Genomic DNA, 14,074 nt, shown 5'->3' on the forward strand with positions numbered 1-14,074 from the left:
CCCGTGAACCGCCCCGCACCGGACTCCGTCCGAGTGCCGGGCGGTTTGTCATCGACAGGTAGTAGGACGTCCTAGTAAATTCGACACCATGGACGCTGACGCGATCGAGGAGGGCCGCCGACGCTGGCAGGCCCGTTACGACAAGGCCCGCACGCGCGACGCGGACTTCACCACCCTGTCCGGCGACCCGGTGGACCCGGTCTACGGGCCCCGGCCCGGCGACACGTACGACGGGTTCGAGCGGATCGGCTGGCCCGGCGAGTACCCGTTCACCCGGGGCCTCCACCCGACCGGCTACCGGGGCCGTACCTGGACCATCCGCCAGTTCGCCGGCTTCGGCAACGCCGAGCAGACCAACGAGCGGTACAAGATGATCCTCGCCGCGGGCGGCGGCGGGCTCAGTGTGGCCTTCGACATGCCGACCCTGATGGGCCGCGACTCCGACGAACCCCGTTCGCTCGGCGAGGTCGGCCACTGCGGCGTCGCCATCGACTCCGCCGCCGACATGGAGGTCCTCTTCCGGGACATCCCGCTCGGCGAGGTCACCACCTCCATGACGATCAGCGGACCCGCCGTCCCCGTCTTCTGCATGTACCTCGTCGCCGCCGAACGCCAGGGCGTCGACCCCGCCGTGCTCAACGGCACCCTGCAGACCGACATCTTCAAGGAGTACATCGCCCAGAAGGAGTGGCTCTTCCAGCCCGAACCGCACCTGCGGCTCATCGGCGACCTGATGGAGCACTGCGCCCGCGCCATCCCCGCGTACAAGCCGCTCTCCGTCTCCGGCTACCACATCCGCGAGGCCGGGGCCACGGCCTCGCAGGAGCTCGCCTACACGCTCGCCGACGGCTTCGGATACGTGGAGCTGGGCCTCTCCCGGGGGCTCGACGTGGACACCTTCGCGCCCGGACTCTCCTTCTTCTTCGACGCCCACCTCGACTTCTTCGAGGAGATCGCCAAGTTCCGCGCCGCCCGCCGCATCTGGGCCCGCTGGATGAAGGAGACGTACGGCGCGAAGACCGACAAGGCCCAGTGGCTCCGCTTCCACACCCAGACCGCCGGGGTCTCCCTCACCGCCCAGCAGCCGTACAACAACGTCGTGCGCACCGCCGTCGAGGCGCTCTCCGCCGTCCTCGGCGGCACCAGCTCGCTGCACACCAACGCCCTCGACGAGACCCTGGCCCTCCCCTCCGAACAGGCCGCCGAGATCGCGCTCCGCACCCAGCAGGTGCTGATGGAGGAGACCGGCGTCGCCAACGTGGCCGACCCGCTGGGCGGCTCCTGGTACGTCGAACAGCTCACCGACCGGATCGAGGCCGACGCCGAGAAGATCTTCGAGCAGATCCGCGAGCGCGGCACCCGCGCCCACCCCGACGGGCGTCACCCCATCGGCCCCCTCACCTCGGGCATCCTGCGCGGCATCGAGGACGGCTGGTTCACCGGGGAGATCGCCGACTCCGCGTTCCAGTACCAGCGCTCCCTGGAGAAGGGCGACAAGCGGGTCGTCGGGGTCAACGTCCACCACGGCTCGGTGACCGGCGACCTGGAGATCCTGCGGGTCAGCCACGAGGTCGAGCGCGAGCAGGTCCGCGCCCTCGGCGCCCGCCGGGCGGCCCGCGACGAGGCGCGGGTGCGCGGGGCGCTGGACGCGATGCTCGCCGCCGCCCGGGACGGCTCCAACATGATCGCCCCGATGCTGGAGGCGGTACGCGCGGAGGCGACCCTCGGCGAGATCTGCGGGGTGCTGCGCGACGAGTGGGGCGTCTACACGGAACCGCCGGGGTTCTGAGCCGGATCGTTTCGGGGCTGGTGGCTACGGGGCTCGTTCGGGGCCGGCGGGTTACGGGTCAGCAGCCAGGGGGCCGGTGCTGCGCCCACCGCGCCGAGTCCGGAGAGCAGCAGGGCGGTGAAGCGCCGGGCCCAGTCCGCGTCGACGGGCTCGGCGCTGACCAGCGCCCGGTGCACCACCGCGCCCGCGATCACGTCGAAGATCAGGTCCGCCGTCGGCCCGGCCGCCCGGCCGTCCGGCTCGGGCGGCAGCTCGCCGCGCTCCTGGGCCCGTCGGCGGCCCAGGACCACCAGCCGCTTCTGGCGGTTGACGATCGAGTCCTGGATGCGCGTGCGCAGCGCCGCGTCGCGCGTCGACTCGGCGACCACCGCCATCAGCGCCGTCCGGGTCTCCGGCCGCTCCAGCAGCTCGGCGAACTGGAGCACCACGCCCTGCACGTCGGCGGCGAGGCTGCCGAGGTCGGGGAGTTCGAGCTCGTCGAAGAGGACGGCGACGGCGTCCACGACCAGCTCGTTCTTGCCGGCCCACCGCCGGTAGAGCGTCGTCTTGGCGACCCCGGCGCGCGTCGCCACGTCCCCCATCGTCAGCTTCGACCAGCCGAGTTCGACCAGGGACGCCCGGGTCGCCTCCAGGATCGCCGCGTCGGCATCGACGCTGCGCGGGCGGCCGGGGCGGGCGGACGGGGGGTCGTTGCGGCTCGGCATGGAGCGACCTTACCCGCGAGTAGGTACGAGGGTACGCCCCTGGTGCGGGTGAGACAGATCACCGAGGTGTCCTGTTCAGGAGGGCTACTCGCCAGTTACGCTACGGGTCGTAGCGTAAGGACCCCCGGGCAGTGGCCCGTTGGCCCGCGCCACGAACGAGCGACAGCCACGTGGGGGCGCCGGATGGGGATCCGGTGCCGACCGGGCGGAACCGGGTGGGGATCCGGTGCCGCGACCGGGGGGTTCAGGCCTCCCGAACCGTGTCCGTCCGCCCGCCCCGCACACCGGCCGGGGCTGCGGCAGGACCCGGTTGAACGATCGCTTTCCGGAACGGCGGGCACAGGGGGGAGGATGTACGTATGCAGCCTAGGAACATGTCCATGAGCGGCGTCGTCGACCTCGCCGCTGTCAAGGCGGCCGGAGAGGCGAAGGCCAAGGCGGAGCAGGCCCGTGCCGAGGCCGCCCGCAAGGGGGGCGCCGACGCCGTCGCGCCCTCCGCCCTGGTGATCGACGTCGACGAAGCCGGATTCGAGCGCGACGTCCTCCAGCGCTCCGCCGAAGTACCCGTCGTCATCGACTTCTGGGCCGAGTGGTGCGAGCCCTGCAAGCAGCTCGGCCCCCTTCTGGAGCGGCTGGCCGTCGCGTACAACGGCCGCTTCCTGCTCGCCAAGGTCGACGTCGACGCCAACCAGATGCTGATGCAGCAGTTCGGCATCCAGGGCATCCCGGCGGTCTTCGCCGTCGTCGCGGGCCAGGCCCTCCCGCTCTTCCAGGGCGCCGCGCCCGAGGCCCAGATCCGCGAGACCCTGGACCAGCTGATCCAGGTCGGCGAGGAGCGCTTCGGCCTCACCGGGATCGTCGTCGACCCGGACGCGGAGGGTGCCGACGCGGCCCCCGCCGAGATCCCGGCCGGCCCGTACGACGCGCTGCTGGAAGCCGCCTCCGTCGCCCTGGACGCCAGCGACTTCCCGGGAGCGGTGCAGGCGTACCGCAACGTCCTCTCCGACGACCCGGCCAACCCGGAGGCCAAGTTGGGCCTCGCGCAGGCCGAACTCCTGGGCCGGGTGCAGAAGATGAACCCGCAGGAGGTCCGCGAGAAGGCCGCCGCCGGCCCGGCCGACGTCGCCGCCCAGATCGACGCCGCCGACCTCGACCTCGTCGGCGGTCATGTGGAGGACGCCTTCGGGCGGCTCGTGGAGACGGTCCGCCGCACGTTCGGCGACGACCGGGACGCCGTGCGGGTGCGGCTGCTCGAACTCTTCGAGGTCATCGGCCCGGAGGACCCGCGGGTCGCCGCGGCCCGTACGGCGCTCGCGCGCGTGCTGTTCTGATACGAGCCGTTCTGGCGCGACGTGTCCTGACGCGACTTGTTCCGATGTGACAAGACGGCCGTGCCGCCCGCCGGGCGGCACGGCCGTTTTCGCGTCCGGGCGACAACTCGGGGAGCCCAGCGGCTCTGCTTTGCCAAATCTTGACCTGACAGACTGCTGTTACTCGCAGTAAAGCGACTCGGGTTCTCTGCCCGGTTGCGCTCTGTTTTCCCCCTGTTTGGGCGTCCCTTTCGTGCCACCCTGCGTGGCCGGTGCATGCCAGGGCGTCGCGGGGTGGTTATCGGCCCGTTACTAGCGAGTAACGACACCCCTTGTGCACCGGCCCCGAATGCACCACGATCGGCCACGCTCGGTCCAATAACCGCCAGCCCGATTGCCAGTCGGCGCCGGGGGCAGTTGGTCCCCACCGAGCGGGCCGGCTCCATGGGCGCCGGCCGAGGACAGGGGGGTTCCTGCCCGAGGGCGGGGCCTGTCCGACCGGCTGCGCGGACCGCGCGGTCAGTGGTTTGTCGCTCGGGGGTGAACGCCGGTGCATCGGATGCGGTACAGCCTCCGGGACGGGCGCTCTCCTTCCCGAGGACGTAGCACTTCTCCCATCCCGGGACGGGCAACGGCCCGGCCGGAGATGTACGTCCGAGAAGGAGGAAATATATGAGTTCCCAGATCCGCGGTGGAACCAGATGGAAGCGCTTCGCCCTGGTCATGGTGCCGAGCGTCGTCGCCACGGCGGCGGTGGGCGTGGGGCTGGCGCAGGGCGCGCTGGCTGCTTCGTTCAGCGTTTCGGGGCAGGACTTCAAGGTCACTGCATCAGAGCTCAACGGTGACAACTTCATCCAGTACGGGAACGTGGCCAGCGGTGACGTGGGTAATCACCCGGTCGCCGTCTCCGGCTTCAGCCACGCGACGATCACGAACATGTGCCAGTCGGTCGTGACGCCCAACCTGCCGTTCGGCCTCGGCACGTGGACGCTGAAGCTGAAGGCCGGGACCGACGTCAAGAACCCGGTCGTCGCGGAAAACCTGTACCTGGACGTCTCCCAGCTCGACGCCGACGCCACGTTCACCAACATCGACATCGGTGTCGCGGCGAAGGATCTCGGCAAGGAGACCAACTTCGGCGTTCAGCCCGGCACTGGCGCCCTCGACGGAGCCAAGGCATACGGCTTCGGCCAGCGCGCCCAGAAGGCAGTGCTCACCGACGTCGAGCAGAGGGCCTGGGCCACCACAGCCGGCACCTTCAAGCTGACGGACCTGAGTCTGCGTCTGAACAACAACGCTGACGAGTGCCAACTCCCTCCGAAGAAGTAGCGGGCATTTCGTTCGGACGGCCGGGGGCTTCGATGAGGGCCCCGGCCGCCCACCCTCCCTTTCTCACAGCAACACCGGTTCCAGGGAGCTGTTTTCCATGAGCCCCGAGTCCACAGGGCAGAACGAGCACTACCTCACCGTCTCCCGGCGGGGATTCCGCACCTGGCGGGGTAACAGGCCTTTCTGGGCCGGCCTGTTCACCATGGCGGGCGGTGTACCCATTGCATACTTCCCGTACGCCAACATGCACCTGGGTAACATCACGCTGGCGATGTCCACCACGGCCGGTGCCGGCTCGCTGATCATCGGGGTCCTGCTCATCACGCTGGGCCTGACGATGTGGTTCCACCACATCGTCCGGGTGTTCGCCGGCGTCGCAGCGATCCTGCTCGCACTGATCTCCATACCCATCGCCAATATCGGCGGCTTCATCATAGGTTTCGTTCTCGCGATGCTTGGGGGCGCGCTCTCCGTCTCCTGGGCCCCGGGCCGGCCGGCGGAAGACGCCGAGCCCGCCGAGAACCCGGCCGGGGTCGACGAGTCTGTCTCTGACCCGGCTGCACCGGTTGACTACGACACCGAAAAGCCCGTCTTCGTGAGCGGCCTGCCCGCACCCGAATTTCACGGCGGCGCCGCCTACCCGGCTCAGCAGCTCACCGGCTTCGACTCGATGAGGGACGCGGACGCCGACGCGGACGGCGGGAGGCACCGTGCGTGAGGACGGGTACTCCGACGTCTTCGCGGGCGAAGCCGCCCGCGAGCGGAGAGGCCCGCGTCACGCGGCTCCCCGCAAGTCGCTGCTGATGAAGCTCAATCTGCCGTCCGGGAAGAAGGCGTTCGCGCTCGCCGCGATGCCGACGGCGGTCTTCGTGGGCATGAGCCTCACGCCCAAGCTCGCCATGGCGGACGACGCCTCGGACATCCCGTACGCGCCCGGCCCGTGCGTCACCCGGTCCGACGAGCCGAGCGAGTCGCCCGAGCCGTCGACGTCCGCCTCGTCGTCCCCCTCGGCCTCCGCCTCCGACTCCGCTTCGGCGGGCAAGGACGAGGACGCGGGTACGGACAAGGGCGAGGACTCCGGCCCCACGCCGACCACGACCCCGTCCCCGTCGGCGACCTCGGACACCCCCACCGCCGACGACACCGCGACGGACACCGCAGGCGTCGCTGCCGGGGCGAAGCCCACCGCCGAGCCCACACCCACCGCGACGAAGAGCACCAACCCGCTCGACCCGCTGGGTGTCGGCGACGCGATCAAGGACTTCTTCGACAGCCTCGACCCGAACAAGGCCACTCCGACCCCGACCCCGAGCGCCACCACCGAGGCGCCGAAGGCCGAGGGGACCGCCGGGTCCGGTACCTCGGCCACGGAGAAGCCGGCCGCGAGATCCGCGACCGACGCCGCGAAGGACGCCGACACCGCGAAGGACGCCGACACCGCGAAGGACGAGGCAGCGGCCAAGGCCGAGAAGACCGCCGAGGAGATCCGCGCGGCGGCGGCCGAGGCGGGGCAGAAGGTCGAGGAGCTGGACGAGAGCGCCAAGGGCCTCGACGCGAAGAAGGACGAGGACATCCCGGACGGCGCCAAGCAGCCGTTCCCGTGCCCGACCGAGGACCCGGAGGCCCTCGCGGCGGCCGAGCTGGAGCCGGGCGTCCCCCTGCTCCCGACCGATCCGTGGCTCCTGGAGTCCTCGCTGCTCACCCTCTCGGGGCTGGACTACGCGGGCATCGTGGAGGTGAAGACGGCGGACGGCACGGTCAAGAAGGTGCTGAAGTTCACCGCCGACTCCATCGACATCAGGGACCTGCACCAGACGGCGGTGGGCCCGGACGGCACCACCATGCACGTCCAGGCGCGCGACGGCTCCACGTCCACCATCCGCGGCGGCAAGGTGACGATGTACACGGAGGAGCTGAAGGGCAACCTCTTCGGCATCATCCCGATCACCTTCAGCCCCACCTCGCCGCCCCCGATCAACGTGCCCTTCGCGTTCTTCACGAACGTCAAGGTCACCCAGGCCGGCCAGTTCGGCGGTTCGCTCACCGTGCCCGGCCTGCACAACTACCTCACCAAGAACGGCGGCTGACCTCTCCGCCGCACCCCAGACCAGTCCGGGAGCCGCACAACACCTGTGGCCCGCAGCCCTGTTGCTCAGGGGTGCGGGCCGCAGGCGTGTCCGCGCCCGCCTTCCCCGTACGACGGAACGGCCGTGGGCCGCACACCCGGCTCTCGCCGAAGTGTGCGGCCCACGGCCGTCGTTCCGCCGGTGGCGTGCGCCGTCAGGCGCGGTCGCGACCGCCCACGTGGTGGACGTGCACCATGTTGGTGGTGCCGGGGATGCCGGGGGGCGAACCGGCGGTGATGATCATCGTGTCGCCCTCGTTGTAGCGGCCGAGCTTCAGCAGCTCGGCGTCGACCATGTCGACCATCGCGTCGGTGGTCTCCACGTGCGGCACGACGTGGGCCTCGACGCCCCAGCTCAGGGTGAGCTGGTTGCGGGTGGACTCGTCCGTGGTGAAGGCGAGCACCGGCTGCGCGGCGCGGTAGCGGGACAGGCGGCGGGCGGTGTCACCGGACTGGGTGAACGCTACCAGCGCCTTGCCGTCCAGGAAGTCCGCGATCTCGGCGGCGGCGCGGGCGACCGCACCACCCTGGGTGCGCGGCTTCTTGCCCGGGACGAGCGGCTGGAGGCCCTTGGAGAGGAGCTCCTCCTCGGCGGCGACGACGATCTTCGCCATCGTCTTGACCGTCTCGATCGGGTACGCGCCGACCGAGGACTCGGCGGACAGCATGACCGCGTCCGCACCGTCCAGGATCGCGTTGGCGACGTCGGACGCCTCGGCGCGCGTCGGACGGGAGTTGGTGATCATCGACTCCATCATCTGGGTCGCCACGATCACCGGCTTGGCGTTGCGCCGGCAGAGCTCCACCAGGCGCTTCTGCACCATCGGGACCTTCTCCAGCGGGTACTCGACGGCGAGGTCGCCACGGGCCACCATCACACCGTCGAACGCCAGGACGACGCCCTCCATGTGCTCGACCGCCTGCGGCTTCTCCACCTTGGCGATGACGGGGACCCGGCGGCCCTCCTCGTCCATCACCTTGTGGACGTCCTTGACGTCCTCGGCGTCACGGACGAAGGAGAGGGCGACCATGTCGCAGCCCATCCGCAGGGCGAACCGGAGGTCGTCCACGTCCTTCTCGGACAGGGCGGGGACGTTGACCGCCGCGCCGGGCAGGTTGATGCCCTTGTGGTCGGAGATGACACCGCCCTCGATGACGATGGTCTTGACCCGGGGGCCCTCGACCGAGACGACCTTCAGCTCGACGTTGCCGTCGTTGATGAGGATCGGGTCGCCCTTGGCGACGTCGCCCGGCAGACCCTTGTAGGTCGTGCCGCAGATCGACTTGTCGCCGGGGACGTCCTCGGCTGTGATGGTGAACTCGTCACCGCGGACCAGCTCGACGGGGCCCTCGGCGAACTTCGCGAGGCGGATCTTCGGGCCCTGGAGGTCGGCGAGCACGCCCACCGCCCGCCCGGTCTCGGCGGCAGCCTTGCGGACACGGTCGTACCGGCCCTGGTGCTCTTCGTGGGTGCCGTGGCTGAAGTTGAATCGGGCCACGCTCATGCCGGCCTCGATCAGAGCGACCAGCTTCTCGTGGGAGTCGACGGCGGGACCGAGGGTGCAGACGATTTTGGAACGGCGCATGGGGCGGATCCTATCGGTTTGTTTCACTGCGGAATATTCCGTCTGGTGGAAAGTACAAAGGGGCGTGGGGGTGCTCAGTTGTCGGCCTCTACGGGTGCGTCGCCCCGGCCTCCTCGGGCCTGGTGCCGCTTCCGTCGCCGCCGTCCCCGGCGGCCCGTCCGACCAGCGCGAACGTCTGTCCGGCGATCTCCAGTTCCTCGTCCGTCGGGACCACGGCGACCGCGACCCGGGCGTACTCGGGGGAGATCAGCCGGGGCTGGGGCGACCGTACGGCGTTCAGAGCGCCGTCCACCGCCATGCCCAGCTCCTCCAGACCGGCGATGGCCGCCTCCCGTACCGGGGCCGAGTTCTCGCCGACCCCCGCCGTGAAGGCCACCGCGTCCACCCGGCCGAGGACGGCCGTGTAGGCGCCGATGTACTTCTTCAGCCGGTGGATGTAGATGTCGAAGGCGAGGGCGGCGCGCTCGTCGCCCTCGTCCACGCGGCGGCGGATCTCTCGCATGTCGTTGTCGCCGCAGAGGCCGACCAGACCGCTCTTCTTGTTGAGCAGCTCGTCGATCTCGTCCGCCGACATCCCCGCCACCCGCTTCAGGTGGAAGGTGACCGCCGGGTCGATGTCCCCGGAGCGGGTCCCCATGACGAGGCCCTCCAGCGGGGTCAGGCCCATCGAGGTGTCCACGCACCGCCCGCCCGCCACGGCGGACGCCGAGGCGCCGTTGCCGAGGTGCAGCACGATGATGTTGAGCTCCTCGACCGGCCGGCCCAGCAGCTTCGCCGTACGGCGCGAGACGTACGCGTGCGAGGTGCCGTGGAAGCCGTACCGGCGCACCCGGTGGGCGTCGGCGGTCTCCACGTCGATCGCGTACCGGGCCGCGTGCTCGGGCATCGTGGTGTGGAACGCGGTGTCGAAGACCGCGACCTGCGGCAGGTCCGGCCGCAGTTCCTGGGCCGTACGGATGCCGGTGATGTTCGCCGGGTTGTGCAGCGGGGCGACCGGCACCAGCCGCTCGATCTCCTTGAGCACGTCGTCGGTGACCACGGTCGGCTCGGTGAACCGGAGCCCGCCGTGCACCACCCGGTGCCCGATCGCGGCCAGCTCGGGGGAGTCCAGGCCCAGCCCGTCGGCCGCCAGCTCCTCGGCCGCGGCCTTCAGGGCCGCCGAGTGGTCGGCGATCCGGCCGTTGCGCTCACGGGCCTCGCCGCCCTCGCCCGGACGCGGGGTGTGCACCAGGCGGGACGTTTCCTCACCGATGCGCTCCACCAGCCCGGAGGCGAGCCGGGAGTGGTCGCGCATGTCCAGCAGCTGGTACTTCACCGACGAGGAGCCGGAGTTGAGCACGAGCACCCGGTGCGCGCCGGAGGGCGCGGCACCCGCCCCGCCCTGCCCGGTCGTCGCGTCGGTCGTCGTGTGGGTCATGCGGGTCACTCCTCGCCCTGCGCCTGGATGGCTGTAATGGCCACGGTGTTGACGATGTCCTGGACCAGGGCGCCGCGCGACAGGTCGTTGACCGGCTTGCGCAGCCCCTGGAGCACCGGACCCACCGCGACCGCGTTCGCCGAGCGCTGTACGGCCTTGTAGGTGTTGTTCCCGGTGTTGAGGTCCGGGAAGATCAGCACGGTGGCACGGCCCGCCACCGGGGACTCGGGCATCTTCGTCGCCGCGACGGTCGGCTCGACCGCCGCGTCGTACTGGATCGGGCCCTCGATGAGCAGGTCGGGCCGTGCCGAGCGGACCCGGTCCGTCGCCTCCCGCACCTTCTCGACGTCCGCGCCGGAACCCGAGGTCCCGGTCGAGTACGACAGCATCGCGATCCGCGGGTCCACCCCGAAACGGGCCGCCGTCGCCGCCGACTGGACCGCGATGTCCGAGAGCTGCTCGGCGTCCGGGTCCGGGTTGACCGCGCAGTCGCCGTACACCAGCACCTTGTCGGCGAGGCACATGAAGAAGACCGAGGAGACGATGCGCGCGTCCGGCTTCGTCTTGATGATCTCGAAGGCCGGCCGGATGGTCGCCGCCGTGGAGTGCACGGAACCGGAGACCATGCCGTGCGCCAGGCCCTCCTGGACCATCAGCGTGCCGAAGTAGTTCACGTCGGAGACCACGTCGTACGCCAGCTCCACCGTCACTCCGCGGTGCGCGCGCAGTTGGGCGTACCGCTCCGCGAAGGCCTGCCGCAGTTCGGAGGTCTGGGGGTCGATGAGCTGGGTGTCCGCGAGGTCGATGCCGAGGTCGGCCGCCTTCTTGCGGATCAGGTCCACGTCGCCGAGGAGCGTCAGCTCGCACACGTCGCGGCGGAGCAGCACGTCCGCGGCGCGCAGCACGCGCTCCTCGGAACCCTCCGGCAGCACCACCCGGCGCCGGTCGGCGCGCGCCTGCTCCAGCAGGTCGTGCTCGAACATCATCGGCGTGACGCGTCCGGTACGGGCCACCGAGACCCGTTCGAGGAGCGCCGCGGTGTCCACATGGCGCTCGAACAGGCCGAGCGCGGTCTCCGCCTTGCGGGGCGTGGCCGCGTTCAGCTTGCCTTCGAGGGCGAAGAGTTCGCCGGCGGTGGGGAAGGAACCCCCCGGAACCGAGATCACCGGGGTGCCGGGCGCGAGCCGGGCCGCCAGCTGGAGGATCTCCTCGCCGGGACGCTCGTCCAGCGTCAGCAGCACCCCCGCGATGGGCGGGGTGCCGGCGCTGTGCGCGGCGAGCGAACCCACCACCAGGTCGGCCCGGTCGCCCGGGGTGACGACCATGCAGCCGGGCGTCAGCGCCTTCAGGACCCTCGGCAGCATCGCCCCGCCGAACACGAAGTCCAGCGCGTCCCGCGCGAGCCCCGCGTCGTCGCCGAGCAGCACCGTGCCGCCCAGCGCGGCGGTGACCTGCGCGACCGTGGGCGCCGAGAGGGCCGGATCGTCCGGCAGTACGTAGACCGGGACGGTCAGCCGCTCCACGATGCGCTCGGCGAGCGTGTCCCGGTCCTCGGGCGCGACCCGGTTGACCACCATCGCCAGCACGTCGCAGCCGAGCCCGGCGTAGGCGCGGTAGGCGTTGTGGGTCTCGGCCCGCACCGACTCGGCGGGCTGGTCCTTGCCGCCGACCACCGTGATGACGGAGGCCCCGAACTCGTTGGCGAGGCGGGCGTTGAGCGCCAGCTCGTCGGGGAGCTGGGTCTCCGCGTAGTCGGTGCCGAGCACCAGCACCACCTCGTACGCGCGCGCGACCTGGTGGAAGCGCTCGACGAGCCGGGAGACGAGTTCGTCGGTACCCTGTTCCGCCTGGACCGCCGACGCCTCGTGGTAGTCGAGGCCGTAGACGGTCTCCGGGCTCTGGGAGAGCCGGTAGCGGGCGCGCAGCAACTCGAACAGCCGGTCGGGACCGTCGTGGACCAGCGGCCGGAAGACGCCGACGCGGTCCACCTGCCGTGTCAGTAGCTCCATGACCCCGAGTTCGACGACCTGACGGCCGTCCCCCCGGTCGATCCCGGTCACGTACACGCTGCGCGTCACGCGTGGTCTCCCGTCCTGATGCGGCTGTTCGCCCGATACGGGCGGTGATATCCCGGTAGGGGTGGCATTGGCTTGCATTATTTCCGACGATACCCGCGGGGGCCGCAGGGCCGCCCGCCGGAGACCCCTTCCCGTCTTTCCCGCACGGCACCGGGCCGTTGCCGGTGCCGTGCGTGTGTGCACGCGTACACCCGGGGGCATTGCTTCCCCGCCCCGGCTCCCCGGTAGCCATGAGGCCCCACGTAACGTGGGACCGGAGGCAGCTTCCGGACCTGTTACCCGGATTTTCGCCCCCTGTTCGTGCGCCGGAGCAGCCGAAAGCGCGGGGTGTACCCCTGCCGTGGGAGAATCGGGACGGCTCACGGCGCGGGGGCCGCTCACCAAGGCCCCGAACAGTCCGGTACTAGCGAGCAGGAGACAACGCACGATGCGCATCGGAATTCTCACCGCAGGCGGCGACTGCCCCGGCCTGAACGCAGTGATCCGTTCGGTCGTGCACCGCGCAGTAGTGGGTCACGGCGACGAGGTCATCGGCTTCGAGGACGGCTTCAAGGGCCTCCTGGACGGCCACTACCGCCCGCTGGACCTGAACGCCGTCAGTGGCATCCTGGCGCGCGGCGGCACCATCCTCGGCTCCGCCCGCCTGGAGCGCGACCGGCTCCGCGAGGCCGCCGAGAACTGCGAGGAGCTGTCCCGCCGTTACGGCATAGACGCCCTCATCCCCATCGGCGGCGAGGGCACCCTCACGGCGGCCCGGATGCTCTCCGAGGCCGGCATGCCCGTCGTCGGCGTCCCGAAGACCATCGACAACGACATCTCCGCCACCGACCGCACCTTCGGGTTCGACACCGCGGTGGGCGTCGCGACGGAGGCCATAGACCGCCTCAAGACCACCGCCGAATCCCACCAGCGCGTCATGGTCGTCGAGGTGATGGGCCGTCACGCCGGGTGGATCGCCCTGGAGTCCGGCATGGGCGGCGGCGCGCACGGCATCTGCCTGCCCGAGCGCCCCTTCCAGGTCGACGACCTGGTCAAGATGGTCGAGGAACGCTTCGCCCGCGGCAAGAAGTTCGCGGTCATCTGCGTCGCCGAAGGCGCGCACCCCGCCGAGGGCTCGATGACCTACGCCAAGGGCGAGATCGACCAGTTCGGCCACGAGCGCTTTCAGGGCATCGGCAACCGCCTCGCCGTCGAGCTGGAGCGCCGCCTCGGCAAGGAGGCCCGCCCGGTCATCCTCGGCCACGTCCAGCGCGGCGGCACCCCGACCGCCTACGACCGCGTCCTCGCGACCCGCTTCGGCTGGCACGCAGTGGAGGCCGTGCACCGCGGCGAGTTCGGCAACATGACCGCCCTGCGCGGGACCTCCATCGAGATGGTGCCGCTCGCCGACGCGGTGACCCAGCTGAAGACCGTACCGGCGGACCGGATGTTCGAGGCGGAGTCGGTGTTCTAGGCAGGACCCCCCGCACCAGCGCGTGAAGGCTGTTCCGACGTCCCCGCAAGGGGCGGCGGGACAGCCTTCACGCGTTTCCGCCGGTCTGCCGCTGTGCCCGCCGAGGGGCACGAGCGGCAAGCGGCGTCGGACGGCGGCGGTCCGTCCGACGGTTCATTCACGCCTCGTGTTGGCCAAGTCCATTCATGGGGAATCAAGTTGGTGAATGATGTGTGATCCGACGCGCCGGTGGTACGACCCGGGCAACACTGAGCCCGGCGCGGACGGCGAAGGCCGGCCGGCC

General features: G+C 70.8%; 10 protein-coding genes. 6 read left to right on the forward strand and 4 right to left on the reverse strand.

Going from position 1 to position 14,074, the window contains the following annotated elements:
• Nucleotides 1-88: 88 nt before the first annotated feature.
• Nucleotides 89-1,789, forward strand: a complete 1,701-nt coding sequence (locus OG599_RS23940) for an acyl-CoA mutase large subunit family protein (RefSeq protein ID WP_327178029.1) — start codon at nucleotides 89-91, stop codon at nucleotides 1,787-1,789.
• Here the strand turns inward: OG599_RS23940 and OG599_RS23945 are convergent.
• Nucleotides 1,765-2,493 carry a TetR/AcrR family transcriptional regulator gene (locus OG599_RS23945; RefSeq protein WP_327178030.1) on the reverse strand — a complete coding sequence of 243 codons (729 nt, stop codon included), beginning with the start codon at nucleotides 2,491-2,493 and terminating at the stop codon, nucleotides 1,765-1,767. The genes OG599_RS23940 and OG599_RS23945 overlap by 25 nt on opposite strands.
• Nucleotides 2,494-2,852: 359 nt before the next feature.
• Between OG599_RS23945 and OG599_RS23950 the strand changes: the two genes are divergently transcribed.
• The 4 genes from OG599_RS23950 (at nucleotide 2,853) to OG599_RS23965 (ending at nucleotide 7,219) form a co-directional block, all read left to right on the forward strand.
• Nucleotides 2,853-3,824, forward strand: a complete 972-nt coding sequence (locus OG599_RS23950) for a tetratricopeptide repeat protein (protein WP_327178031.1) — start codon at nucleotides 2,853-2,855, stop codon at nucleotides 3,822-3,824.
• Between the two features lie 651 nt (nucleotides 3,825-4,475).
• Nucleotides 4,476-5,132: a DUF6230 family protein gene (locus OG599_RS23955; RefSeq protein WP_327178032.1), complete on the forward strand. Its 657-nt coding sequence runs from the start codon at nucleotides 4,476-4,478 to the stop codon at nucleotides 5,130-5,132.
• Nucleotides 5,133-5,229: 97 nt separating this feature from the next.
• Nucleotides 5,230-5,850, forward strand: a complete 621-nt coding sequence (locus tag OG599_RS23960) for a DUF6114 domain-containing protein (protein ID WP_327178033.1) — start codon at nucleotides 5,230-5,232, stop codon at nucleotides 5,848-5,850.
• On the forward strand, nucleotides 5,843-7,219 hold the full coding sequence (locus OG599_RS23965; protein ID WP_327178034.1) for a hypothetical protein: 1,377 nt from the start codon (nucleotides 5,843-5,845) through the stop codon (nucleotides 7,217-7,219). The genes OG599_RS23960 and OG599_RS23965 overlap by 8 nt, the downstream gene beginning before the upstream one ends.
• Nucleotides 7,220-7,412: 193 nt before the next feature.
• Here the strand turns inward: OG599_RS23965 and pyk are convergent, their stop codons facing one another.
• The 3 genes from pyk to pta form a co-directional block, all read right to left on the reverse strand.
• Nucleotides 7,413-8,843, reverse strand: coding sequence for a pyruvate kinase (gene pyk / locus OG599_RS23970; protein ID WP_327178035.1), 1,431 nt, complete (start codon nucleotides 8,841-8,843; stop codon nucleotides 7,413-7,415).
• A gap of 88 nt (nucleotides 8,844-8,931) precedes the next feature.
• Nucleotides 8,932-10,260, reverse strand: a complete 1,329-nt coding sequence (locus tag OG599_RS23975) for an acetate kinase (RefSeq protein WP_327178036.1) — start codon at nucleotides 10,258-10,260, stop codon at nucleotides 8,932-8,934.
• Nucleotides 10,261-10,265: 5 nt separating this feature from the next.
• Entirely contained in the window at nucleotides 10,266-12,338 is a 2,073-nt protein-coding gene (pta, locus tag OG599_RS23980) for a phosphate acetyltransferase (protein WP_327178037.1), read from the reverse strand.
• Nucleotides 12,339-12,765: 427 nt separating this feature from the next.
• On the opposite strand from pta, the gene OG599_RS23985 reads away from it, so the two are divergent.
• A complete protein-coding gene (locus tag OG599_RS23985; RefSeq protein ID WP_327178038.1) occupies nucleotides 12,766-13,791 on the forward strand; it encodes an ATP-dependent 6-phosphofructokinase in 1,026 nt (341 codons plus the stop codon).
• The last annotated feature ends 283 nt before the right edge of the window (nucleotides 13,792-14,074 follow it).

The organism is Streptomyces sp. NBC_01335, assembly GCF_035953295.1.
In the GTDB taxonomy this organism is placed as follows: Bacteria; Actinomycetota; Actinomycetes; order Streptomycetales; family Streptomycetaceae; genus Streptomyces.

Bases quoted from the DNA above. Each gene is read 5' to 3' on its own strand.
- pyk (WP_327178035.1), bottom strand. From the start codon at position 8,843: ATGCGCCGTTCCAAAATCGTCTGCACCCTCGGTCCCGCCGTCGACTCC.
- OG599_RS23975 (WP_327178036.1), bottom strand. From the start codon at position 10,260: ATGACCCACACGACGACCGACGCGACGACCGGGCAGGGCGGGGCGGGT.
- OG599_RS23950 (WP_327178031.1), top strand. From the start codon at position 2,853: ATGCAGCCTAGGAACATGTCCATGAGCGGCGTCGTCGACCTCGCCGCT.
- OG599_RS23960 (WP_327178033.1), top strand. From the start codon at position 5,230: ATGAGCCCCGAGTCCACAGGGCAGAACGAGCACTACCTCACCGTCTCC.
- OG599_RS23945 (WP_327178030.1), bottom strand. From the start codon at position 2,493: ATGCCGAGCCGCAACGACCCCCCGTCCGCCCGCCCCGGCCGCCCGCGC.
- OG599_RS23985 (WP_327178038.1), top strand. From the start codon at position 12,766: ATGCGCATCGGAATTCTCACCGCAGGCGGCGACTGCCCCGGCCTGAAC.
- OG599_RS23955 (WP_327178032.1), top strand. From the start codon at position 4,476: ATGAGTTCCCAGATCCGCGGTGGAACCAGATGGAAGCGCTTCGCCCTG.
- OG599_RS23940 (WP_327178029.1), top strand. From the start codon at position 89: ATGGACGCTGACGCGATCGAGGAGGGCCGCCGACGCTGGCAGGCCCGT.